Genomic DNA, 24,282 nt, shown 5'->3' on the forward strand with positions numbered 1-24,282 from the left:
ACAATACAATTCTGATGTGCAGAACAACCCGCCAGCCAAGTCCACCCGGAAACCCGTCCAGAAGCGGCCGACCTATTCCATCGAGGCGGTGGACAACGCGCTGCAACTCCTGCAACTGCTCCGCGACGGCGGCGCGCTGCGGCTCAAGGACGCCGCCGTGGAGCTCGGCGTAGCCCCCTCCACGGCCCACCGGCTCCTGGCGATGCTGGTCTACCGGGGCTTCGCCGTGCAGGATGAAACCCGCCGCTATGTGCCCGGGCCGGCCATGGGAGTCGGCCCGGCGGGTCTGAGCTGGACCAGGATGCTCCGCTCGCTCGCCCAGCCGCACATGGAGCTGCTCTCCGCGCAACTGAACGAGACTGTCAACCTCATGGTGCGGGTGGGCACGAAAGTGCGCTTCCTGGCCACGGTGGAAGGGAACAATGTCCTGCGGGTGGGCGACCGGCAGGGGACGGTAATGCCCGCCAGCCGGACGTCCGGCGGCAAGGCCATGCTCGCCGAACTGGAACCCCACATGATCGACCAGCTGTTCCGCAGCCACAATGCCGAAATTGGCGGCGACACTATCCCGGACGGCGAGTATCCGGCGTTCCTGCGCGAGCTCGAGTCCATCCGCGGCAACGGCTTCGCGGCCAACTTCGAAGGCACGGAGGAGGGCGTGAGCGCCCTCGGAATGGCCTTGCACAACCGGCACGGGCACGTGGTCGGCGCACTCAGCGTCGCCACGCCCGCGACCCGCTTCCGCCGGGTGTTCGACGCCGGCCTGGTCCCCGCCCTGCGGGAAACCTGCCGGCAACTGGAGATCGACATCGCCGCGAATCCGGCCGAGCCGGACTGAGCCCGGATGGAGCAGGGACTGAGCAATTCTGACTAGCAGAATATGCTGGATGTCACACTGCCGGCTCCGTATGGTCGAACTACGCCAAGAAGCTTTTCCGACCTACCGAGGAGGCCCACGTGTCCATCAGCGCCGAGAACACGACCCATGAATCAGTGGCCGCGGGACACACCGCTCCGGAGCCCACGCCCGAAGAGGCCGCCCAGCTGCAGGAGCTGTACCGCGACTTTGACCGGGAGAACCTGATCCCGCTCTGGACCGAGATCGCGGACCTGATGCCGATGGTCCCGAGCCCGAAGGCGGTCCCGCACGTCTGGCGGTGGAGTGATCTGTACCCGCTCGCGGCCCGCGCCGGCGACCTCGTCCCGGTGGGCCGCGGCGGCGAACGCCGCGCCATTGCCCTGGCGAACCCGGGCCTGGCCGGGACGCCGTATGCGACCCCGACGCTGTGGGCGGCCATCCAGTACCTCGGTGCCCGCGAGACCGCCCCGGAACACCGCCACTCGCAGAACGCGTTCCGCTTCGTGGTCGAGGGCGAGGGCGTCTGGACGGTCGTGAACGGGGACCCGGTGCGGATGTCCCGCGGCGATTTCCTGCTGACCCCGGGCTGGAATTTCCATGGCCATCACAACGACACCGATGAGCCGATGGCCTGGATCGACGGGCTGGACATCCCGTTCGTGCACTATGCCGACGCCGGGTTCTTCGAGTTCGGCACCGAGCGCGTCACCGACGAGGCCACCCCGGACATCTCCCGCTCCGAGCGGCTCTGGGCCCACCCGGGCCTGCGCCCGCTCTCCGGGCTCGATGACACCACGAGCTCCCCGATCGCGGCCTACCGCTGGGAATACACGGACCGCGCACTGCGCGAGCAGCTGCTGCTCGAGGACGAGGGACACCCGGCCACGGTGTCCCAGGGCCACGCCGCGGTCCGGTACACCAACCCCACCACCGGCGGCGACGTGATGCCGACCATCCGGGCAGAGTTCCACCGCCTGCGTGCCGGCGCCACCACCGAAACCGTCCGCGAAGTCGGCTCCAGCGTCTGGCAGGTGTTCGAAGGGACCGGCTCCGTGGTCCTGGGCGGCGAAACCCGGACCCTGGAGAAGGGCGACCTCTTCGTGGTCCCGTCCTGGGCAGCCTGGTCCCTGCAGGCCGAGGCTGGCTCCCAAACGGAGTTTGACCTGTTCCGCTTCAGCGACGCCCCCATTTTCGAACGACTGAACTTCAACCGCACCTACACCGAAGGACGCAAGAACGCATGAGACTTCTCACCCTCCGTACCGGAAACGGCACCGGCACCGGCACTTCCACCGTGGCTGTCCGCCAGGACGGCGACACCCTGACCGAGATCGACGGCTTCGCCAACGTCGGAGAGCTGCTGAAGGATGCCGGCTGGGAGGCCACGGCTAAAGCTGCCCGCGGCGCCACTCACCCGCTCGAGGGCGCCGACCTCGACGCCGTCGTCCCCTCCCCCGGCAAGATCATCTGCGTGGGCCACAATTACCGCAACCACATCAAGGAAATGGGCCGGGAAGTCCCCGAGTTCCCCACCCTGTTCGCCAAATACGCCGAGTCCCTGATCGGCCCGAACGATGACCTGGCCCTCCCGCAGGAATCCGACACCGTCGACTGGGAAGCCGAACTCGCCGTCGTGATCGGCAAGAAGGGCCGCCGGATCAGCGAGGCCGACGCCCCGGACCACATCGCCGGCTACGCCGTGCTGAACGACGTGTCCATGCGCGACTACCAGTTCCGCACCATCCAGTGGCTGCAGGGCAAGACCTGGGAAAAGTCCACCCCGTTCGGCCCGGCCCTGGTCACCCCGGATGAATTCACCGCCGGACCGCTGATGACCTCCGCAGTCGACGGCGACATCCAGCAGAGCACCCCGACCGGCGACCTGGTCTTCACCCCGGAGTTCCTGGTCTCCTACATCTCCACCATCATCACGCTGAACCCCGGCGACGTGATCGCTACCGGCACCCCGGGCGGTGTGGGCCATGCCCAGGACCCGAAGCGTTACCTGCAGGAGGGCCAGCTCCTGGTCACCACCATCGAGGGACTGGGACAGCTGAAAAACCGCGTGGTCAAGGAAGCCTGATGGTCGCCCGCCACGACCAGACGAGCGACCCGGAGCTGCTGGCGGCCTTGCTGCAGGCGCGGCGGGGCACGGCGTTCTTCGCCCGCAAGCTTAACGAGCTTAGTGACGCGGAGCTCGACGGCGACTCGCTGCTGCCGGGCTGGACCCGCCGCCACATCACCGCGCACATCGGCTACAACGCCCGCGCCATCGCCCGGCTCATCGAGTGGGCCGCCACCGGCGTCGAGACCCCAATGTATGCCTCCACCGCGGTCCGGGACCACGAGATCGACTTCGGCGCCACCCTGTCCCCGATCGCGCTGCGGCACCTCTTCGACCACTCCGCCGTGCACCTGAACGTCGAATGGCGGGACCTCCCGGAGGAGGCTTGGCACCACACAGTCCGCACCATCCAGGGCCGGGAAGTGCCGGCCACGGAAACGGTCTGGATGCGCAGCCGCGAAGTCTGGATCCACGCCGTGGACCTGGACAACGGGGCCGTCTTCCGGGACATCCCGGTACCCGTCCTGGAAAGGCTGCTGGCGGACATCACCGGAGCCTGGCACACCCGCGGCACGGATGCGGGCCTGCTGGTCAACGTCACGGACCGCGGCATCACGTTCGGGGACACGACGTCGGCGACCCCCACCGTCGTCTCCGGACCCCTGGCCGCCGTCGTCGAATGGGCCGCCGGCCGCGGCAACGGCGGCGTCACCGCTGCAGACCAGGATGGCGCAGCCCTCCGCCAAGTCCCGCCCGCACCCAAATGGATTTGAGCACCGGCTAAGCGGCCATAAAAGCGGTGGGCCCCCTCGGCGACGGGGCCTACCGCTTTCGTGCTCGGGTGCCTCCGTCCGGGGGCACTTTGGGGGCACTGTTCGACGCCGGCGCCCTGGTTCGCGGCGTGTCCGCGTCAAAGTGCCTCCGGACCGCAGCACCGGCCACACCGGAGTCATCCTTGGCCACGCCGAACAGGGCGAGGTTCTGCTTCAGCCTTCGTCGCAGAGCAGGTGGTACCAGTTGTCGGCCAGTACCTCCAGTGCGTGGTCGCGGTTGGGTTCCAACTTGCGTCGCGTCCAGAGGGTGGCAACGTAGTCCAGGGACGTGAAGGCGAGGGTCCCGCGGATGTGGCGCGTCTCCTCCCGGAAACGCCCGGCCAGCTCCATTCCGCGGACCAGGTCGGAAATGACCTCCTCGTGCCACCCCTCAACCATCGCGCGTACGTCACGGTCGACGGCGGCGGCCTCGTCGAGGACGTCCAGGTAGGGCCGGAAAACCGGCCAGAGCGCCGCCCTCGACTCGAGCCAGGCCAGGATCCCCGGCAATTCGCCTGCACGCACCACGTCAACCAGGTCGGCCGCGGTGGAACCGCTCTCCGGTCCGTCGGCACGGTCCAGCACCGCGTTGACTCGCGCCATGAAGTCCCGCATCAAATCGGCCCGTGAGGGGTAGTAGGCGTAAAAGGTCACCCTGGTGGTGCCGGCCGCCGCCGCGATCTCGTCGATGGTGGTCGCGGCGTAGCCCTTTTCGGTGAAGAGCTCAAGCGCCCGTTCCACGATCATGTCGCGAGTGAGCTTCTTCTGGGCTTCCCGCAACGACGACATGGATCAATCCTAACGCTGGTGTGGGATCAAACCCGGGCAGACGCCGCCGGGCGGAGCGCGGCCGGACCGGCGTCGGCCAGCCGGCGCAGTTTGGGCATCGGGATCCGGTAATTGATCGCGGCAGCGGTCCCCGAACCGTCCGGGTTGTCCCAGCGCAGGAGCGCCGACCCGTCCTCCCGGCCGGGCTCACTATAACCGGGTGCGCCCACAACCGGCGTGAAACCGACCGCCTTGAGCGACAGTCCGAAGCCTTCCGTCCAGAAATACGGCTGGAAGTTGAACTCGGGTGCGCCGTCGCCCTGCAGCAGGCCGACGGCGGCGACCTTGGCCTGGTCGATCGCACTCGTCCATAGGGGAACCCGCTGCACGCCGCGAAGGGTGGGGAAGAAGGCCACGTCGCCGGCGGCGACGATCTCCGGCCGCAGCCGGCCGCGCGAGTCCACGCGCAGCGACCCCTCGCTGAGCAGACCTGAGCCGGCCAGCCAGTCAATGTTCGGCTCATCGCCGACGGCGGTCACCACGAGATCCGCTTCGAGTTCCGTGCCGTCGGCCAGGACAACCGTTGCCCCGTCACCGTGATCGACCAGACGGGCCTTCCCGCCGCGGATCAACCGCAGGCCGCCCAGGATGGCGGCGGAGGTGAAAATGCCGGACAGATGGTCGCCGAGCTGGCGCGACAGCGGCCTGACATCTGAGACGAGGGTGACCTCGCAGCCCATGTGCAGGCAACCGGACGCGACCTCCATGCCGAGCGGTCCGCCGCCGATCACGATGACCGAAGGGCGCGAGGCGACACGCTCCTTGAGCAAGACCGCGTCCTCGATGGTGCGCAGGGTGAACTCGCGGAGGGGGCCGTCCTGGTCCGGCCCTGCAGCTCCGTACCCGGCGGCGAGGCGCTTCGCCCGGGAGCCGGAGGCGATGACGAGGCCGTCATACGGCAGCTCACCGCCCCCGTCCAGGCGGACCAGCCGGGCGTCGACGTCCAGGCTAGTGGCGCTCTCGCCGAGCAGCTCGGTTGCTTCGTGGGTCGGCGCGGGCAGCTCGTGCGCGTGGAGCGCATCACCGCTCGTGCCATCAACACTCTTCCCATCGGCACTCTTCCCATCGACACCGTGCAGGAGCGCTTTGGACAGGGCCGGGCGACTGTAGGGATGGTGGCGTTCGGCGCCAACGACAGTGAGTTCACCGTCGAAGCCGGCCGAGCGCAGCGAGTCGCAGGCCGTCAGCCCAGCAATGCCGTTGCCAACCACGACGATCCTGCGCATCATCAGGCCGCGGCCAGTCGCAGTGCGGCAACCGGGCAGACCCGCACCGCTGCTTTGGCGGCGTCGAGCTCGGCCCCGTCCACCTCAGCGACGTCGATCACCAGTTCGCCGTCGTCATCGAGGTGCATCAGCTTCGGTGCGGCTTCCTCGCACAGGCCGTGTCCTTCGCAGCGCGGCCGGTCCAGTTCGATCCTCATGCTGCCACCACCTTTTCGACCTGGAGCAGTTCGAAGCTCCGGGTGATGTTGCTTGGCTCCCGGACCTCCTCGGAGACCGTCAGGGATTTCACCCTGCGGGCAAGTGCCTCGATGATCGCATGTGCTTCAAGTCTCGCCAGGCCCTGGCCGGCGCACCCGTGAGGTCCGTAGCCGAAGGAGAGATGATCCACCGGGTTGCGCATGACGTCGAAGACGTCCGGGTTCTCATAATGCCGCGGGTCCCTGTTTCCGGCGCCAAAGAGGATGCCCATCTGGGCGCCCGCAGGAATGGTGACTCCGTCGATTTCCACGTCCCGGGTTGCCTTGCGGCCCCAGATGTGGACCGGTGCCCAATAGCGCAGCACTTCGGCGAAGGCTGCCGGAACAAGGTCCGGGTTCTCCCGGACCAGGTCGAACTGTTCGGGGTGGTGGCCGAACAACGCAATGATATTGCCGATGGATGCGATGGTCGTGTCGACGCCCGCCCCCAGGTACTGGTGGATGATGTGCCCCGCAGAGCCTTGCGGGATGTCCCCGCGGGTCTCGGCGTCGAAGATTCCGCGGCCGATGGAGCCGGGCGTGAGGTCCTCGGCGGTGACCGACGAGCACCAGCCGTAGAGCTCGCCGGCGATCGGGAAGCTCTCCTGGGTGCGCTGGTTCAGCGGGCCGATGACCTGCATTGCGGCCTGCCCCCAGCGCAGCATGTTGTCCTTGACGTGGCCGCTGAAGCCAATGAGGTCGGCAACGATTTCGATCGGGAACGCCCGGGCCAGCGCATCGATGGCCTCGAAGCTGCCGCTGCCGGCGAGTTCCGCGACGAGCTTGTCCGCCTTTTCGTCGATGACGACTTTCAGGCCGCGCAGTGCGCGGGGGGTGAGGTTCTGTGACAGCGTGGCGCGGAGCTGGGTGTGGACGGGCGGGTCCGAGGCAAGCGAGGTGCCCTGAAGCGCCTCGTTAACCATCGGGTTGAAGCCGATGCTGGCGGACGAAAACGTCGCGGGATCGCCCAGCGCTTCGCGGATGATGTCGTAGCGGGTCAGAACGTACAGGTCGTTCTTGGGCAGGTGGACCACGCCGGCCTGCTCGCGCAGCGCGGCATACGTCGGGTAGGGGTCGACCAGGATGTCGTCATCCCAGATATCGATGGTGGATTCGGTGGGTGCAGTCACGGTGTTCTCCTTGCGGATGATGGGTCGGTGAAGGGAGGGCCGTCAGCCTAGACAATCGCCTCGGCGTTGGCTTCGGTAGTCTCCGCGATGTCGTCGGTCGTGGGCGCCGAGGATCGTGCGGAGATGAATAGGGTAAGAACAGCGGAGAGGGCCGCAGCGAGGCCCGCGGCAAGGTAGACGGTCTGGAAGCCCTGGCCCAAGGACGTCCCCGCCACGCCCTGGATCTGCGGCTTGGCGGAGGTGAGGGCCCTGACCATGGCGTCGACCGCCTCGGCCGGTGCGCCGCTGGCGGCTGCCTGGCCGGAGAACTGCGCGATGACGCCTTCCCAGCCTGAAAGGTAACCCAGCGGTGGCACGTTCGACAGCCCGGCCACGGCGTCGGCGGGCAGCCCTGCTCCGCCGAGGATGCCGGCGAGGGGCCCGGCGAAGACGGTGGCTCCGACTCCGAACGCGATGGCTGAGCCGATGACGGGGCCGAGGGCGAAACCGAGGTCGCGCAAGAGGTTGGTCGTGGCAGAGGCCATGCCGATGTGCTGCGGCTGGACGGTGTTGATGGCAACGGCGGTGATGGAGCCGACCGTGAGCGCGAACCCGATACCCAACAGCAGGAGCGGGGTAATGAACGCCGTCCAGGGAGTTCCGCCGAAGGCCTCCGGCGTGCCCAGTGCGAATGTCGAGAGCCAGAAGGCCGAGACAGCCATGAAGGCGAAGCCCGCCGTGAGCACCCAGCGCGGGGCCACATGGTGGATCAACCAGCCCACCACCGGTATGAACGCGAAGGCCGGCCCCTGGATGAAGACGAACAACACGCCGACCTTCCAGGCTTCGGCGAGGGCGAGCCCGCCGACCGCGACGCTGGTGCTGTAGCAGACCGCGAGGAAGGCGAACATGCCGGTTACCGCAACAATGCCGGTGATGGAATAGGCGCTGTTCCGGAACAGCGTCAGGTGGATGAGCGGCTGGCTGGTGCGCATTTCGATGACGACGAAAGCGACCAGGAGGAGGCCGCCGGCCACGTAGCTGGCGATCACCTCGGCGCTGCCGAAGCCGGCGTCGACAGCCTGCACGGTGGCGAAGAGGACCGCGATCAGGCCGAGCGCGAGCGTCACCTGTCCGGGCAGGTCCAGCCTGCGTCCCTCGGCGGCTGCGGAATCCTTCGCCCGGACCGCCACGAGGAGGACGGCGACGGCGATCGCGGCGGCGATGAAGTAGGCAACGCGCCAACCGCTAAAGACGTTGGGCGCGCCTGCCGCGGCACCCGGAACGGTGAAGGCCGCAGCCGTCAGGCCTGCCAGCATGGGAGAAATGACCGCCCCCAGGGAGAGGAACCCGGCCCAGGTGGCGATGACCTTCGCCCGGGCGCGGTGGTCCGGGGTGATCGCCGCGATCATGGACAGCGAAATGGGGAACAGAATTCCGGCCCCGATGCCGCCGACCGCCTGCGCCGCGATCATCATCTCGGTGGTGGACGCCAGTGCCGCCAGGACGGAGCCTGCGACGCTGACCACAGCGCCCGCGTACAGAAGCTTCCTGCGCCCGAACATGTCGCCCAGGAGCCCCCAGCTGAGTTCAAACACCACGATGCCCATCATGAACATACCGGCAATCCAGGTCAGCCCTGCGCCCGAGGTATGGAATTCCACGGCGAAGGTGCCGTTGAGGGCGCCCGGCAGGGCATTGGTGATTTGGGCCAGCGCGACCGCACTGTAGGCGGCGACGAAAGTGGCCCGTACCGAGCCGCGGCTCGATAGCGAGGGGGTCTGACTCATCGATGAAACTCCTTTGTTTCAAGAGTGGGTGTGGCGTTCACCACAGTTTGGAGTCAAACTTTACAGACTGTCAAGAGGACATACGCAACGTTGGCTTCATAAACGCTTCGATTCCAATTTCGGCTCGACGTACGCTCCGACTATTTCCTTGACACGGTGTAAAGCATTGTGTGATGCTGGCTACACCGCAACGGAGCGACGGCCTGGCCAGACTCCGCGGCGCTCCTGCACTCAGCACCCATAACTTCAAGGGAGAAGCCACGTGAGTTACCCCCCACCCCCCGGCTCCGGCGAGGCGATTGCCGCCACCGCCGGGCTAACCGTGAACACGGTCCTGGGTCCCGTCCCTGCTTCCGAACTGGGCGTTGTCGCGGTCCATGAGGCCTTGTTGTCGGTACTCCCCGGCGCGCAGTACGCCCCGGACATCTCCATGGACCGGGCCGAGATCTTCGAGGTCCTTGCCGGCAAGCTAGCCGACTTCCGCAACCACGGCGGCAGCACCATCGTCGATAGCACCGGCATGTTCCACGGCCGCGACCTCAAGCTCTACGAGGCACTGTCCCGCTCCACCGGTGTCCACATCATCGCCTCCACGGGCCTGGGCCCGGAGGAAGAACTCGGCGGGTACTTCCTGACCCCGCAGACCAGCCCGCCCACTCCGTGGCCGGCCGAGAAGTTCGCCGAACTCTTCGGCAACGAGGTCACCGAGGGGATGGTGGTGCCCCGCATTGAGCGTCGCGCCGCCGCCGGAATCGTCGCCACCGTCGCAGACCGCGCCGGCATGACCCCGACCGAGGAGAGCCTGTTCCGAGGCGCCGCCCGCGCCGCCAAGAACACCGGCGTCCCGGCCTCCATCCGTTTTGGCGCCGATGCCTTGCGCGACCTGGACATTGTCCTGGACGAACAGATCGCGGCCGACCGGGTGCTCGTCGGCGACCTGGACCGCAGTGACGCAAAAGGTGCCGCCATCGAGGTCGCCGGCCGCGGAGCCTTCGTCGGCCTCGACCACGTGGGCCTGAACGACCATGCGGACTACCTCACCGACCACGAGCGCGCCGAACTGGTCCTCGAGCTCCTCCAGGCCGGCCACGCGGACAAGATCATCCTTTCGGGCAACTCCATCGGCGTGGCCAAAGGCCTGCCGGACTACAACCTGCCCTACAGCCACGTCCTGACCACGTTCGTGCCGTTCCTCAAGTCCCGCGGCCTGAGCGAAGAAGACGCCCAGCGGATCCTCGTGGACAACCCGCGCACGCTGCTGACCGTCCGCTAAGCACGCTTCCGCTCCAAGACAACAACCTTTCGAACCCCTGAGGTGAACGCATGACCAAGGTCAACACAGTGCTGGGAACCATCCCGGCCGAAGAACTGGAAATCGTGGCGGTCCACGAACATATCGGCTACGGGATGCCCGGCTCCGAACTGGACACCAAGTGGTGGAAGTCGCCGGAACAGGCCTACGAGGAAACCGTGCCCAAGCTGCGCAAATTCCGCGAATACGGCGGCGGCACCTTCGTGGACGCCACAGGCATCTGCAACGGCCGCGACGTGGACTACTACAAGTCCCTGGCCCGGAAGACGGGCGTGCACATCGTGGCCTGCACCGGCTTCGTCGGCGGCGACACCGCCCTGCCGCACTTCTCCCGCGCCACGGTGGACTACCTCGCGAAGGTCTTCATCCACGAGATCACCGTCGGCATCGGCAACACCGGCGCCAAGGCCGGCGTCATCAAGGTCGGCGTGAGCCGCGGCGGACGCATGACGGACCTGGACAAGCGCATCTACCGGGCCGCAGCCCGCGCCGCCGTCGTCACCGGCGCGCCGATCCTGACCCACCTGGCGATCGACCCGGAACCGGCCGTGACCATCTTCAACGAAGAAGGCCTGGCGCTGGACCGTGTGCTGTTCGGCCACGCCGACGACGGCCTGAACGCGCCGATCACTCCGCACGACTGGATCTACGCGCAGGGCGGCAGGATCGGCTTCGATACCTTCGGCTACGACCTGGAACTGCCGGACCCGCCGTTTTGGGGACGCAAGCGCGCCGAACGGATGGAGCACTTCGTCAAGCTCGTTAACAAGGGCTATGCGGACAAACTCCTCGTCTCGGCCGACGCCAACTGCAGCCCCCTGGGCTGGCCCGGCGTGAAGGGCCACACCATCAACTACATCTTCGAGGACATGATCCCCGACATGCGGGCGGCCGGCATCGATGACGCCACCCTCAAACTCCTGCTCGAGGACAACCCGGCAGACTTCCTGTCGCTGCACGCCTGACCCGCGGACAGACCCCCACAACTTGCCCGTTTCCGCCAGACATGGCCCGGGCCACGAAAGAGTCAAGAAAGAGATGAAACCATGAAGGCTGAAGACCTCAAGAACCTCAAGATCGCCATCGTCGGCGCAGGCTACGGCGGGGCCGCGGCGGCCAAGGCCCTGAGCCTGCTCGGTGCGGACGTCAAAGTCTACGAGCAGGCTCCCCAGATGGGAGAGGTCGGCGCCGGCATCGGCCTACGTCCCGCGACCATGGCCCGGTTCCGTCAGTGGGGGATCTTCGACGCGATCGCCAACGTGAGCTCGGCGAGCGACTACTTCGAAATCCTCACGGCCACCGGCGAACCGATCATGAAGGACACCTGGCCGGAGTTCGGCGAAGAGAAGCAGACGTACCTCATCCACCGCCGTGACTTCATCGAGGCCCTGCTCGGCGTGCTTCCCGAAGGCATGGTGCAGCTTGGCCACAGGTTGGAAACCATCGAGGACAAGGGCGGCCGCTCCGTTCTGACCTTTGCCAACGGTGAGACGGTCGAGGCCGACCTGGTGGTCGGCGCCGACGGCATCAAGTCGGCGGTGCGCGAGCATCTCTTCAGCGACAAGGGCCCGGTGTTCTCCGGCGAGCACGCCTACCGGGTGGTGATCTCCGCCGACGACTCCCACGGCCTGGTGGTCGACGACAACCTCCGGATGTACATCGGCAAGGGCACCAAGGTCTACCTGCTGCCGCTGCGCCAGCGCAACCAGATGTCCTTCGATATCACCGCCCTGAACCCGGACGGAACCTGGGCACCTGCGATCACGAAGGAAGAACTCCTGAAGACGGTAGAAGGATTCGACGAGCGGATCGTGGCGATCGCCCGCGGCCTGGACATGGACGCCGTCAACATCCGCGCGGTCTACGACATCGACCCGGTTGACACCTGGCACACCGACTCGGTTGTCCTCATGGGCGATGCGGCCCACTCCATGCTGCACCACCAGGGCCAGGGTGCGAACTCTGCCATCGAGGACGCCGGAGCGCTGGCCGACGCCCTCGCCCAGGCCAGCTCGGTCAAGGAGGCGCTGGCCCTGTTCCAGGCGACGCGCAAGCCGGTGACAGATGAGCTGCAGCGCATCTCCCGCCAGGGGTGGAGCGAGGAAGAGGTCAATGACGTCTTCCCCGGCCAGAAACCCGCATCCCAGAAGCCCGCCGCCCGCGCAGCAGCACCGGCGAAGGCCTGAACGCCATGACCATTCACCCCGAAATCGCCAAAATCATCAGCACCCTGCCGGCACCCGACGGTTCCCCCCTGGACCCCGGCGTCATGCGCGCCGGCGAGGCCGCACAGGTCCCACCGCCGGCGGACCGGCTGCCGCTGCACGCCGTCGAGGACGCGACGGCTGTGACGCCGTTTGGCGAGGTTCCCGTCCGGATCTACACGCCGTCCGAGGCCGACGCCTATGGCCTGCTGGTGTACTTCCACGGCGGCGCCTTCTTCCTGGGCAGCCTTGACACGCACGACCACGTCGCGCGGGCCCTCGCCAAGGAAACCGGCCACAAGGTCATCTCCGTCGGCTACCGGCTGGCTCCCGAGGCCGCGTTCCCGGCCGGCCTTGACGACTGCTACGGCGTGGTCCGCTGGGCCGCGGAGCAGGGTGCCAGCCTTGGCTGGGACGGGAAGAACCTCGCCATTGCGGGCGACAGCTCGGGCGGCAACTTCGTCGCCGCCGTCGCCGCACGGGGCCATGACGACGGGTTCACGGCGCTCACCCACCAGGTCCTGTTCTACCCGTCGCTGGACCTGGACTTCGACGTCGAACGCTACGCGTCGCTGCGGGAGAACGCTGAAGGGTACGGGCTGGAGACCGCGGGCCTGCTGCCGTTCAACTCCTTCTACCTCAACAGCGGCGCAGATCCCGCGGATCCCCTCGTCTCCCCCATCAAGCGCCAGGACCTCTCCGGACTGCCGCCGGCCCTGGTCGTCACCGCCGAGTATGACCCGCTGCGGGACGAGGGCGAGCTCTACGGCCGGCGCCTCAGGGAAGCCGGTGTGGAAACGTCAGTCAGCCGCTATTCGGGCGCCAACCACGGCTTTGTCGCCAACTTCTCCTGGATTCCGGAGTTCTACCGGGCATTCGAGGAGACAGGTGAATTCCTGAACGCGAGGGCCCCCCGATGACCACGCCAGTCGCTGTTCATCCTATGGTCTCCCCGTGGGGGCGGTTCGGTCTCTACAGCTTTTTCATCGACGCCCCGGAGCCCGCGATCGTTGACACGGGCATCTCCTCCTCGCCGGCCGAAGGCATGGTGCCGGCACTGGAGGCGATCGGCCGCCGGATTGAGGATGTCCGCTGGATTCTGCTGACGCACGGGCACATCGACCACATCGGCGGCGCCTACGCCCTGTGGGAGCTCACCGGACGGCGTGCGCAGGTGGTCATCCACGAAGCTGACGCCCCGATGCTGCGCTCGCGCCGCGCCCATGTGGACGAATACCTTGCCGGACGGGCGCAGTATCTGCACGACTCTGGCGGCGAGGCAAAGCTGGCCGCGGCCACCAGCGCCGTCATCTCGGGCGAGATGGAGCCGACCCTGGTGGTGAGCGGCGGCGAGACCATTTCACTGGGCGGCGACGTCACCGTCTCCGTCCATTCGATTCCCGGCCATACCCCCGGATCCGTGGCATACGTCATCGACGGGCAAAACGACGTCTTCGTCGGCGACGCCGTGCAGGTCCACGGTGCGGCCAACGGTTTCCCCGGCTTCGTGGACCCGGCCGCTTACCGCGCCAGCCTGCAGTACCTTCGCGATGAGATCCGTCCGCAGCACCTCTACCTGGGGCACCCGTACCGGCGCGCGGACGGCACACCCTACGGCGTGCAACTCGACGCCGGCCAGGCGGCGGAAGCACTCCAGGGGAGCCTGGAGATCGAGGCCCGTGTCAACAGTGCGGCCTGCGGCTGCCTGGCTGCCGGACTGCGGGATTCAGACTCGCCGTACTCGCCCTTCGCATCCGTGGCCGAGGACCTTGGCTACGAGGGAGACCCCAGCCTGGAGCCGTCCCCGTTCTTCACGACGCTCAACGGCTACCGCGCGGCGTTCGACCATTTGACCGAAGATGAGGAGATAAGTACTCATGGATGACTTCCAGCTACTGAACGCCGGCGGGGAGAAAATCGCCGTCCGCAAGGACCTCCGGGTCCCGATGCGGGACGGCGTCGAACTCGCCGCCGACGCGTACCAGGGCCAGGAGGATAAGCCGCGGCCCGCACTGGTGGCCTTGAGCCCCTACGGCAAGGAACTGCAGGCCCTCGCCTTGACCACCCCGCCGCAGCGGCGCCCCAGCCCGATGTGGGACGGCTGCATCGAAGCCGGCGACATTGCCCGCATCGTCAAGGAGGACTACGTCCACGTCATCGGCGACCTGCGCGGCTCCGGCCACTCCGGCGGCGAGCACATCGGCAACTACAACGCCGGCGGTGTCTCACTTGGCCAGGACGCGTACGACTTCATCGAGTGGGTCGCAGCGCAGCCATGGTGCGACGGCAACGTCGGCATGGTGGGCATCTCCTACTTCGGGTCCATGCAGGTGCTGGCCGCGGCCGAGCGGCCGCCGCACCTGAAGGCGATCTTTGTCTCCGGCGGACATTACGACTTCTACGAGACCACCTACCACGGCGGCATCATGTGGTTCATGCCGCGTGCCGCCCGGGAGGGCCGCGGCGGTGATTCCGGCTGGGCGTTCACCGATAACGTCAAGTCCCGCATGATCGAGAAGTACTCCCCCGGGGAGCTAAAGGAGCTCGTCGCCAAGCGTCTTGAGGATCCGGACGTCGCCGCCTGGCCGAACCTGGTCCATGTCCTGCACTACCCGAAGAACCACGAAGCCTGGTTCGACATCGTCATGAACGAGCTGGACGGAGACTGGTACGAGGAGCGCAATCCCATCACCCTGGCCCCGACCATCGACATCCCGGTGTGGCTGCAGATCGACCAGGGACGAGGCTGGACCATGGACGGCACGATCGAGCTGTTCAAGGAGCTGAAGGGGCCCAAGAAGCTGGACATCGGCCCGTACCCGCCAATGCAGTCGCGCCCCTTCATCGAGGAACACGACAAGATGTTCCGCTGGTACGACTACTGGATCAAGGGCATCGACAACGGCGTCATGGACGAGCCGGCCGTTAGCGTCTTCGTGGAGGGTTCCCGCGAGCTCGTGACCGCCGAGCAGTGGCCGCCGAAGGACGTCGAGTACAGGTCACTTTACCTGCGCCCGCGGCGCAAGCTGTCGACCGAGCCGGAGACGATGGGATCGGAACACGCGGCGCCGGACGGTTTCTACCAGGCGCCGCTGACGGTGACGGACAAGGTGGAGATCATCAGCTGGTCCACCCCCGCCTTCGAAGAGGACACCGCGATGATCGGCACCGGCGCAGCGCACATCTTCGCCGAGATTGACCAGCCGGATACCAACTTCATCCTGCGCCTTTGGGACTACGCGCCCAACGGCAAGCGCCAGCTCATTACAAGTGGTTACCTCAAGGCCTCACACCGCGAGCTCGACGAACGGAGCGCCGAGGGCAGCCCGGTCCACCCGCACACCCGCTCGGTTCCGGTGGAACCCGGGGCGATCGAGGAATACGTGCTACGGCTGTACCCCTTCGCGAACACGTTCAAGCCGGGCCACACGCTGACCGTGGAGCTGTCGAACGACGAGCCCCTGGCGGACGAGCACAACGCGCTGCTGCCGCCGGACGCTTTCCACCTGCCGGTGGGCCGGCCCGTCACCCACAAGATCTACCGCGACGCGGCCCATCCGTCCCGGCTGGTGCTGCCGTTCACCACCCGCCAGCCGGCGGAGCAGAAGACCGACTGACCCCTCCGGGCAACTGGTGCTTCCTGCTCAATCAGCGAGCAGGAAGTACCAGTTCTCACCCATCAAATCCAGCGAGATTTCGCGGTCCACGGTCCAGCCGAGCCGCATTCGGCGCCGCGAAAGGAAGTCCAGCTCCCCGGAGGCCAGGGCGCAGCGCACCCGGCGGCTGCTGGGGTCAAACCGCCCGGCCCGGTCAAGGCCGGCCTGCATGTCGTCAATCGCCGTGTCGAACCACTGATCAAGGGCCGTCTGGATGTCCGGTTCACTGGCTGCGGCCTGGTGCGCCGCCACCACGTAGGGCCGGATTTCGGCCCACTGATCAAATTTGCGTCCGAGCCAGGCCCGGATCTGTTCACGGTCCCCGGATTCCACCACCGAATGCAGCGGCGGGACATCGGCCTCGGTCAGCATCTCGTTAGACCGCTCGACGAGCGCCCGCATCAGCTGGCCCTTGGACGGAAAATGCGAGTAGAAGGTGGCCCTGGTGGTTCCCACGGCGGAGGCTATGTCATCCACCGTGGTGGCGGCATAGCCCTTCTGCTCAAAAAGCTCCAGCCCCTTTTCAAGCAACAGCCGGCGGGTCATCTGCTTCTGAGCTTCTCGGATGCTTGCCACTCCCCCAGAGTAGTGCCATCAGGCTCCCACGCTGGGGTGTCCGCACCGGCTGCGGGCGACTCCCGGAGCGCTCCTTCCCAGTTGCCGGCCGGGAAGTCGGCCCGGAGCCGGGGACACGCCGGAGTGTTCCGCGTGTCGGCGTCAGCAACCGGGCAGGAGCGCGGTGCCCCGGCCCCCGGGGCGGATCCGGCACCCCCGGCTGTGCTACATTTCGGCCCATGACCTCGCACCCGCCAAGCCACCATGCCGACGCGCCCGCCGCCGCCGCGATCGGGCTGTTGGCGAGGCAGGGCTATGACGCAACGTCCGTTGACGACCTTGCGGACGCCGCAGGCATGAGCCGCAGCACTTTCTTTCGTAAGTTCGGTTCCAAAGAGGACGTGGTCTTCGCCGACCACGAGCGGATCCTGCGGCAGGTGACGGACAGCCTGGCGGAAACGATGCAGGAACCACTGGCAGCGATCGGGGACGCGGCGCTCCTGGTTTTCAACCATCACGTGCGGAACCGGGAAACGTCCCGGGCGCGCTATGAGCTGATGCAGGCCGTTCCCGCGCTCCGGGACCGGGAGCTGGTCACCTCGCACCGGTACGAAAGGGCTTTCCTCCAGCACCTTCTGGACAAGCTGCCCGACGCCGAGCATCGCGAATACAAGGCCGTCTCCTTCGCCGCGGCCGTGGTCGCCGTCCACAACGCCTTCCTCCGGCGGTGGCTTCGCAGCGGGCCGGCCCAGGAAGCGGAGACGGCAGCCCGGGACAGATCAACGGCGCTCGCGAATGAGCTTCAGGCCCTCGCCGAGATCTTCCGGCCGGCCCTGCTGGGCTCCGGCCCGGCGCACGAGTCCCCCGCCGTCGTCGTGACTGTCCTCGCGGCGGGCGCAGACAAGGAAGCGATACTGCAGGCTGTCCGGGACGCCCTTCCCTAAGGTCGGTCGACACACGCACTTTCTGACACTGAGTTTCTTGACGTGGGACTCAGTTTCAATGCATCCTTAGTCGGTGTGGTCTGAGCCACATTACGTTGGCGGTCAAAGCCCGCGCCCCAGACAGAGGATTACTCATGACGACGACGTCGCCCGGCTCCGGGCTCACCGCCACAGCGGCCGCGGATCAATTTCCGCTCGGCACAGTCGAACCCGACTACGTGCTGACCGAGGCCTTGGGCACGGATCCCGCCTCCCTGTTCACCGGCATCGGCGCCGAAGACCGCGCCTATTGGGACCGTGCCCGCAGCTTCGTCCAGGACGAGGTTCTCCCGGTCATCGACGGCTACTGGGAACGCGCCGAATACCCCCGCCAGCTGCTCCGGCGCCTCGGCGAGCTGGACCTGCTGCGCGACGGCGTTGCCGTGGAAGGCTTCGCGCCGATGAGCAGCATGGCTGCCGGGCTCGTGAACATGGAGATCAGCCGCGGCGACGGTTCCGTGGCGACGATGATCGCGGTCCAGGGCGGCCTGGCCCTGCGGTCTGTCGCGGAGTGCGGATCCGAGGAACAGAAGAAGCGCTGGCTGCCGGCGATCGCCGCCGGCACCGAGTATGCGGCGTTCGCCCTGACCGAACCCACACACGGCTCGGACGCAGTGGGGCTGGAATCGACGGCCACCGCCACAGACGGCGGGTTCCTCATCAACGGAGAAAAGAAGTGGATCGGCAACGGCTCGATCGGAGGCCTCACCGTGGTGTGGGCCAGGGGTGAGGACGGCCAGGTCCACGGCTACCTGGTACCGCAGGACTCCCCCGGCTACACCGGGACCAAAATCGAGGGCAAGCTGGCGCTGCGTGCCATCTGGCAGGCCCATATCCGGCTGGAAAATGTCTTTGTGCCGGAAGAAAACGTCCTCCCCGGAGCGCGGACCTTCAAGGACACAGCCCGCGTCCTCCTGGCTACCCGGCTCAGCGTCGCCTGGTCCGCCGTCGGCCACGCCACCGCGTGCTACGAGACCGCCGTCCAGTACGCCAAGCAGCGCAAGCAGTTCGGCCGGCCGCTGGCAGCCTCGCAGATCGTGCAGGAAAGGCTGGCACGAATGCTCAGCGAACTCTCCACCATGCAACTCATGGTGGTCCAGATGACCCGGCTCGACCAGGAAGGCACGCTCACCGCCGAACAGGCCTCGCTGGCCAAATACACCTGTACCCGGCTGGCCCGTGGCATCGCCGCCAACGCCCGGGACCTGCTGGGCGGCAACGGCATCCTGCTGGCCAACCGCGTCGCCCGGCATTTGGCCGACATCGAAGCCATCCACACCTACGAGGGCACCGAGACCATGCAGGCGCTCATCATCGGCCGCGGAATCACCGGCACCTCAGCCTTCGCCTGACCAACGTTGTCCCTCCGAAAGGACTTCCCATGAACCAGAACGCCACCATCCCCGTCATTCTCGGCGGCGCCCGCACCCCGTTCGGCCGCTTCCGCGGCGGCCTGACGCCCTTCTCCGCCAGCGAACTCGGCGCCCACGCCATCCGCGCCGCGCTGGAGCGCACCGGTGTCTCCCCGGAACAGGTCGGCGCGGTCATCGTCGGCCAGGTCATCCAGGCCGGCTCCGGCCAGGGACCCGCGCGCCAGGCCAGCCTCGCCGCCGGCATCGGCTGGGACGTTCCGACCGTCACGATTAACAAGCTGTGCCTTTCCGGGCTCACGGCCGTCATCGACGCCGCCAGGATGATCCGCGCCGGGGAGGCCGACTTCATAGTCGCCGCCGGCCAGGAATCGATGACCAACGCCCCGCACCTGGTCCCCGGACTGCGCGCAGGCGTCGTCATCGGTGACGCTCCCATGCTCGATTCCCTGAACCACGACGGCCTGCAGGACCCGGTCAGTGGCAAGCTGATGGGCGAAGCCACCGACGCCGGCAACGCAGAGCGGGGCATCAGCCGGGCGGAGCAGGACGCCGTCGCGGCTCGCTCCCACCAGCGCGCCGAGGCGGCACGCGCCGCCGGGGTGCTTGCGGAAGAAATTGCGCCCATCCAGGTGCCGCAACGCAAGGGGCCCGCCCTGTCGCTGGAACACGACGAGGGAATCCGGCCGGAGACCACCGCCGAATCCCTGGCCCAGCTGCGGCCCGCGTTCTCGAAGGACGAGGCGGCCACCATCACCGCCGGTTCGGCCTCCCCGCTTTCCGACGGGGCCGCCGCGCTGGTGATTGCCAGCAAGGAGGCGGCCATCGCCGCCGGCTTGGACTGGATCGCCGAGATCGGTGCCCACGGCCAGACCGCCGGACCGGACGGCTCCCTGCACTCCCAGCCCGCCCGGGCCATTGAACGCGCCTTGTCTCAGGAAGGGCTCACCGCAGAGGACCTCGACCTGGTCGAAATCAACGAAGCCTTCGCCTCGGTCCTCATCCAGTCAGCCAACGACCTCGGCATCGAGACCGACGTCGTCAACGCCGACGGCGGCGCGATCGCCCTCGGCCACCCGGTGGGAGCTTCGGGCGCCCGCCTGGTCCTGCACCAGGCGCTGGCCCTGAAGCGCCGCGGCGGAGGAACCGGCGTCGTGGCCCTCTGTGGCGGCGGCGGCCAGGGCGATGCCCTGATCCTTAAAGCTTAATCAACCCTACGAAGAAGCAGGCCATGACCAACACCACCACCGGCGACGGATTCGCCACCATTTCCGTTGCGGCGATCCTGGCGGAATCCGCCAAGCGGACGCCGGACAGCGTCGCCCTGATCGTCGGAGAGGATGAGACCAGTTACGCCGGTCTCTGGCGCCAGACCAAGGCGTATGCCGGCGCGCTCCGGGACCGCGGCGTGGGCCCGGGCGACGCCGTCGCCGTCCTTATCCCCAACGTCCCGGACTTCGCCCGCGTCTACTACGCCATCCTGTCGCTCGGAGCCATTGTGGTCCCGGTGCACGCACTGCTCAAGGCACGCGAAATCGAGTACGTGCTCCAGGACAGCGGGGCCAGGATGTTGATCTGCGCCGCCCCGCTCCTGAAGGAAGGGGCCGCAGGTGCCGCCAGCGCCGGGATCGATCTCTTGACCGTGATGGCGCCCGACGACGGCGCTCTGCCGCGGCTTGAGGCCGAGGCGGCCGCGTCCCAGCCCATCGACACCTACGTCCCCTGCCGGCCCTCGGATACCGCCACCATCCTGTACACCTCCGGCACCACCGGCAAACCGAAGGGCGCCCTCGGCACCCATTTCGCCCTGGTTGAGCAGACGAGCGTGCTGCTGACGAGCGTCATGGATTTCAAGCCCGGCGACGTCCTCTTCGGCGGCCTGCCGCTGTTCCACACCTTCGGCCAGACGGTTGTTCTCAATACCGGGCTGCGCGCCGGCGCCACGATCGTGATGATGCCCCGCTTCAGCGGCGAGGGGGCCCTCAATCTGATCGCGCGGCACAACGTGAATATTTTCATCGGGGTGCCGACCATGTATGTGGCGCTTCTGGAGGCGGCCAAGACGGTTCAGGTGCGCCCGGCCGCACTGCGGTACGGCATCTCCGGCGGAGCGTCCCTGCCGCTGGCCATCATGGACAAGTTCCGCGACGTCTTCGGCGTGGAAATCCATGAAGGCTACGGCCTGACCGAAACATCCCCCGTCGCCGCGTTCAACCACGTCGGCACACCACCCCGGCCGGGCACCATCGGGGTCGCGATTTGGGGAGTCGATATTGAAATTGCGCGCGCCGAAATGGTCGAGAGCATCGAGCTACTGCCCCGCGGCGAACTTGGTGAACTTGTCGTCCGTGGACACCTGCTGATGAAGGGCTACCTCAACCAGCCCGAGGCGACCGCCGAAGCGATCGTCGACGGCTGGTTCCGCACCGGAGACCTGGGTACGAAGGACGACGACGGCTACCTGACAATCGTGGACCGCAAAAAAGACATGATCATCCGAAACGGCTACAACGTCTACCCCCGCGAGGTGGAGGAAATCCTCCTGACCCATCCGCAGGTCATCAGCGCCGCCGTCTACGGAATCCCGCACGACGTCCACGGCCAGGAAGTTGCCGCCGCGATCGTGCTTGATGCAGGAGCCACGGCCACCGAGACGGACCTGATGGACTTCGCCAGCGCACAGCTCGCCGCGTACAAGTATCCGCGCGTCATCCGGCTGCTGGCCGAGCTCCCCCTCGGCCCCAGTGGAAAGATCCTCAAGCGAAACCTGGCGAGCGGTTAGGCGCCGACGTAGGCCGCGAGGTGTTGGCCGGTGAGTGTGGACCGGCCGGCGACGAGGTCTGCGGGGGTGCCTTCGAAAACCAGCCTGCCGCCGTCGTGACCGGCGCCTGGGCCAAGGTCGATGATCCAGTCGGCGTGCGCCATGACCGCTTGGTGGTGCTCGATGACGATCACCGACTTGCCGGAGTCGACGAGGCGGTCCAGCAGGCCGAGCAGGTTCTCGACGTCGGCCAGGTGCAGGCCGGTGGTGGGCTCGTCGAGGACGTAGACGTCGCCCTTCTCGGCCATCTGGCTGGCCAGTTTGAGCCGCTGCCGCTCGCCGCCGGACAGGGTGGTGAGCGGCTGGCCCAGGGTGAGATAGCCGAGCCCGACGTCGGCGAGCCGTTCCAGGACTTTGTGGGCGGCCGGCGTTTTCGCGTCGCCTCCCCCGAAGAATTCCTCAGCGTCCGTCACGGACATCGCGAGGACCTCGGCGATGTTTCGGCCGCCGAGCGTGTATTCCAGCACCGACGCCTGGAACCGCTTCCCCTCACATTCCTCGCAGGTGGATTCGACAGTCGCCATGACCCCCAGGTCGGTGTAGATCACGCCGGCTCCGTTGCACGTGGGGCAGGCGCCCTCGGAGTTTGAGCTGAAGAGCGCCGGCTTCACGCCGTTGGCCTTCGCGAACGCCTTGCGGATCGGATCCAGCAGCCCGGTGTACGTGGCCGGGTTGCTCCGCCGCGAACCACGGATCGCCCCCTGGTCGACCACCACCACGCCCTCGCGGCCGTCGATCGAGCCGTGGATCAGCGAGCTCTTCCCGGAGCCGGCGACCCCCGTGACCACGCACAGGACTCCCAGCGGGAGGTCGACATCGACGTCCCTGAGGTTGTGCGTCGACGCGCCGCGGACCTCCAGGGCGCCGCGGGAGCGACGCACCGAATCCTTGAGGGAAGCCCGGTCATCGAAATGGCGGCCGGTGGTGGTGTCGCTGCCCCGCAGCCCCTCCACGGTGCCCTCAAAGCAGACTGTCCCGCCGCCCGTGCCGGCGCCGGGGCCGAGGTCGACGACGTGGTCGGCGATCGCGATCATCTCCGGCTTGTGCTCCACGACCAGCACGGTGTTGCCCTTGTCCCGCAGCTGCAGCAGCAGCTCGTTCATCCGCTCGATGTCGTGCGGATGCAGGCCGATTGAGGGTTCGTCAAAGACGTAGGTGACGTCGGTCAAGGAGGAGCCCAGATGGCGGATCATCTTGGTGCGCTGCGCCTCTCCCCCGGACAGGGTCCCGGCCGGCCGGTCGAGGGAAAGATAGCCCAATCCGATCCCAACGAATGAGTCGAGGATGTGCTGCAGCCCGGCGAGCAGCGGGGCTACCGACGGCTCATGGAGGCCCCGGACCCAGTCGGCCAGGTCGCTGATCTGCATCACGCATAGGTCCGCGATGTTCCTGCCCTGGATCTTTGCGGACCTGGCCCCCGGGCTGAGCCGGGTGCCGTCGCACTCGGGGCAGGTCTGGAACGTGATGGCGCGCTCCACGAAGGCCCGGACGTGAGGCTGCATCGCATCGACGTCCTTGGAGAGCATCGACTTCTGGATCTTCGGGATCAGCCCCTCATACGTCAGGTTGATGCCCTCGACCTTGATCTTGGTCGGTTCCTTGTACAGCAGGTCGTGCATTTCCTTCTTGCTGAACTTCGCGATGGGTTTGTTCATGTCGAAGCCGGCGCCGCTGAAGATGCGCCCGTACCAGCCGTCCATGCTGTAGCCAGGGATCGTCAGCGCGCCCTCACTGAGCGACTTGGTGTCGTCGTACAACGCCGTCAGATCGAAGTCGGAGACCGAGCCCATGCCCTCGCAGCGCGGACACATGCCGCCCAGATAGACAGCACCCTGCACCACACTCTTCTCCACCCGGCCGCCGGCTTTCTCGGTGCTCATCACGCCGCTCGCCTTGCGCGTCGGGACGTTGAAGGAAAACGCCGTGGGCGGCCCCACGTGCGGCTGCCCCAGCCGGCTGAAGAGGATGCGGAGCATGGCGTTGGCGTCGGTGGCGGTGCCGACGGTGGAGCGCGGATTGGCACCCATCCGCTCCTGGTCGACGATGATGGCCGTCGTCAGGCCTTCCAGCAGGTCGACATCCGGTCGCGCCAGCGTCGGCATGAAGCCCTGCACGAAGGCGCTGTAGGTCTCGTTGATCATGCGCTGCGACTCCGCGGCGATCGTCTCGAACACCAGCGAGCTCTTGCCCGAGCCGGAGACGCCGGTGAACACCGTCAGCCGGCGCTTCGGGATTTCGAGGCTGACGTCCTTGAGGTTGTTCTCGCGGGCGCCCCGCACGCGGATCAGGTCGTGGGTGTCGGCAACATGCTGCTCGGGCGCCTCCGTGTCCGTCCCCGTGGCCATGCTCATCGTGTCTCCATCTGTCAGGGGGCCCGCCGTCGCGGTCTCCGTCGGTGTCGCTGTGCTCCATCTAACCAGCTCCGCGCAGTCAGCTGACGTCGGCATGTCGGCACG

General features: G+C 67.3%; 21 protein-coding genes. 14 read left to right on the forward strand and 7 right to left on the reverse strand.

Going from position 1 to position 24,282, the window contains the following annotated elements; all coding sequences use genetic code 11:
- Positions 1-16: 16 nt before the first annotated feature.
- From AB4Y72_RS01290 to AB4Y72_RS01305, 4 genes are all read left to right on the forward strand, one after another.
- Entirely contained in the window at positions 17-838 is an 822-nt protein-coding gene (locus tag AB4Y72_RS01290; RefSeq protein WP_441424365.1) for an IclR family transcriptional regulator, read from the forward strand.
- A 119-nt stretch (positions 839-957) separates the two neighbouring features.
- On the forward strand, positions 958-2,103 hold the full coding sequence (locus tag AB4Y72_RS01295) for a cupin domain-containing protein (protein WP_441424366.1): 1,146 nt from the start codon (positions 958-960) through the stop codon (positions 2,101-2,103).
- Entirely contained in the window at positions 2,100-2,942 is an 843-nt protein-coding gene (locus AB4Y72_RS01300; RefSeq protein ID WP_441424367.1) for a fumarylacetoacetate hydrolase family protein, read from the forward strand. The genes AB4Y72_RS01295 and AB4Y72_RS01300 overlap by 4 nt, the downstream gene beginning before the upstream one ends.
- The gene (locus AB4Y72_RS01305; RefSeq protein ID WP_441424368.1) at positions 2,942-3,697 is read left to right on the forward strand and encodes a maleylpyruvate isomerase family mycothiol-dependent enzyme; all 756 of its coding nucleotides are present in this window, start codon (positions 2,942-2,944) and stop codon (positions 3,695-3,697) included. Before AB4Y72_RS01300 ends, AB4Y72_RS01305 begins: the two co-directional genes overlap by 1 nt.
- A 213-nt stretch (positions 3,698-3,910) precedes the next feature.
- Here AB4Y72_RS01305 and AB4Y72_RS01310 read toward each other — a convergent pair whose 3' ends face one another.
- From AB4Y72_RS01310 to AB4Y72_RS01330, 5 genes are read right to left on the reverse strand one after another with little or no spacing between them, the layout of a single operon-like run.
- Entirely contained in the window at positions 3,911-4,525 is a 615-nt protein-coding gene (locus tag AB4Y72_RS01310) for a TetR/AcrR family transcriptional regulator (RefSeq protein ID WP_441424369.1), read from the reverse strand.
- A gap of 26 nt (positions 4,526-4,551) precedes the next feature.
- Positions 4,552-5,775 carry an NAD(P)/FAD-dependent oxidoreductase gene (locus AB4Y72_RS01315; protein WP_441424370.1) on the reverse strand — a complete coding sequence of 408 codons (1,224 nt, stop codon included), beginning with the start codon at positions 5,773-5,775 and terminating at the stop codon, positions 4,552-4,554.
- Between the two features lie 17 nt (positions 5,776-5,792).
- Positions 5,793-5,987 (reverse strand): ferredoxin, encoded by a 195-nt coding sequence (locus AB4Y72_RS01320; protein ID WP_441424371.1) that lies wholly within the window; start codon positions 5,985-5,987, stop codon positions 5,793-5,795.
- A complete protein-coding gene (locus tag AB4Y72_RS01325; RefSeq protein WP_441424372.1) occupies positions 5,984-7,156 on the reverse strand; it encodes a cytochrome P450 in 1,173 nt (390 codons plus the stop codon). Before AB4Y72_RS01325 ends, AB4Y72_RS01320 begins: the two co-directional genes overlap by 4 nt.
- Positions 7,157-7,203: 47 nt before the next feature.
- Positions 7,204-8,925 carry an MFS transporter gene (locus AB4Y72_RS01330; protein WP_441424373.1) on the reverse strand — a complete coding sequence of 574 codons (1,722 nt, stop codon included), beginning with the start codon at positions 8,923-8,925 and terminating at the stop codon, positions 7,204-7,206.
- Positions 8,926-9,187: 262 nt separating this feature from the next.
- Between AB4Y72_RS01330 and AB4Y72_RS01335 the strand changes: the two genes are divergently transcribed.
- From AB4Y72_RS01335 to AB4Y72_RS01360, 6 genes are all read left to right on the forward strand, one after another.
- Complete coding sequence (locus AB4Y72_RS01335) at positions 9,188-10,198, forward strand: phosphotriesterase (protein ID WP_441424374.1); 1,011 nt, start codon at positions 9,188-9,190, stop codon at positions 10,196-10,198.
- A gap of 50 nt (positions 10,199-10,248) precedes the next feature.
- On the forward strand, positions 10,249-11,202 hold the full coding sequence (locus AB4Y72_RS01340) for a phosphotriesterase (protein WP_441424375.1): 954 nt from the start codon (positions 10,249-10,251) through the stop codon (positions 11,200-11,202).
- A gap of 81 nt (positions 11,203-11,283) precedes the next feature.
- Positions 11,284-12,423: an FAD-dependent oxidoreductase gene (locus AB4Y72_RS01345; RefSeq protein WP_441424376.1), complete on the forward strand. Its 1,140-nt coding sequence runs from the start codon at positions 11,284-11,286 to the stop codon at positions 12,421-12,423.
- Between the two features lie 5 nt (positions 12,424-12,428).
- Complete coding sequence (locus AB4Y72_RS01350; RefSeq protein ID WP_441424377.1) at positions 12,429-13,361, forward strand: alpha/beta hydrolase; 933 nt, start codon at positions 12,429-12,431, stop codon at positions 13,359-13,361.
- Positions 13,358-14,326 carry an MBL fold metallo-hydrolase gene (locus AB4Y72_RS01355; protein WP_441424378.1) on the forward strand — a complete coding sequence of 323 codons (969 nt, stop codon included), beginning with the start codon at positions 13,358-13,360 and terminating at the stop codon, positions 14,324-14,326. Before AB4Y72_RS01350 ends, AB4Y72_RS01355 begins: the two co-directional genes overlap by 4 nt.
- A complete protein-coding gene (locus tag AB4Y72_RS01360; RefSeq protein WP_441424379.1) occupies positions 14,319-16,058 on the forward strand; it encodes a CocE/NonD family hydrolase in 1,740 nt (579 codons plus the stop codon). The genes AB4Y72_RS01355 and AB4Y72_RS01360 overlap by 8 nt, the downstream gene beginning before the upstream one ends.
- A gap of 27 nt (positions 16,059-16,085) precedes the next feature.
- On the opposite strand, the gene AB4Y72_RS01365 is transcribed toward AB4Y72_RS01360, so the two are convergent.
- A complete protein-coding gene (locus AB4Y72_RS01365; RefSeq protein WP_441424380.1) occupies positions 16,086-16,673 on the reverse strand; it encodes a TetR/AcrR family transcriptional regulator in 588 nt (195 codons plus the stop codon).
- Positions 16,674-16,891: 218 nt separating this feature from the next.
- Here AB4Y72_RS01365 and AB4Y72_RS01370 point away from each other — a divergent pair, with 218 nt between their 5' ends.
- From AB4Y72_RS01370 to AB4Y72_RS01385, 4 genes are all read left to right on the forward strand, one after another.
- Entirely contained in the window at positions 16,892-17,596 is a 705-nt protein-coding gene (locus AB4Y72_RS01370; protein WP_441424381.1) for a TetR/AcrR family transcriptional regulator, read from the forward strand.
- Between the two features lie 134 nt (positions 17,597-17,730).
- Positions 17,731-18,987: an acyl-CoA dehydrogenase family protein gene (locus AB4Y72_RS01375; RefSeq protein ID WP_441424382.1), complete on the forward strand. Its 1,257-nt coding sequence runs from the start codon at positions 17,731-17,733 to the stop codon at positions 18,985-18,987.
- Positions 18,988-19,016: 29 nt separating this feature from the next.
- Entirely contained in the window at positions 19,017-20,213 is a 1,197-nt protein-coding gene (locus AB4Y72_RS01380; RefSeq protein WP_441424383.1) for an acetyl-CoA C-acetyltransferase, read from the forward strand.
- A gap of 23 nt (positions 20,214-20,236) precedes the next feature.
- Positions 20,237-21,787 (forward strand): long-chain-fatty-acid--CoA ligase, encoded by a 1,551-nt coding sequence (locus AB4Y72_RS01385; protein ID WP_441424384.1) that lies wholly within the window; start codon positions 20,237-20,239, stop codon positions 21,785-21,787.
- On the opposite strand, the gene AB4Y72_RS01390 is transcribed toward AB4Y72_RS01385, so the two are convergent.
- Complete coding sequence (locus AB4Y72_RS01390) at positions 21,784-24,177, reverse strand: ATP-binding cassette domain-containing protein (protein WP_441424385.1); 2,394 nt, start codon at positions 24,175-24,177, stop codon at positions 21,784-21,786. The genes AB4Y72_RS01385 and AB4Y72_RS01390 overlap by 4 nt on opposite strands.
- Positions 24,178-24,282: the final 105 nt, after the last annotated feature.

It is taken from the genome of Arthrobacter sp. YAF34 (assembly GCF_052113245.1).
In the GTDB taxonomy this organism is placed as follows: Bacteria; Actinomycetota; Actinomycetes; order Actinomycetales; family Micrococcaceae; genus Arthrobacter.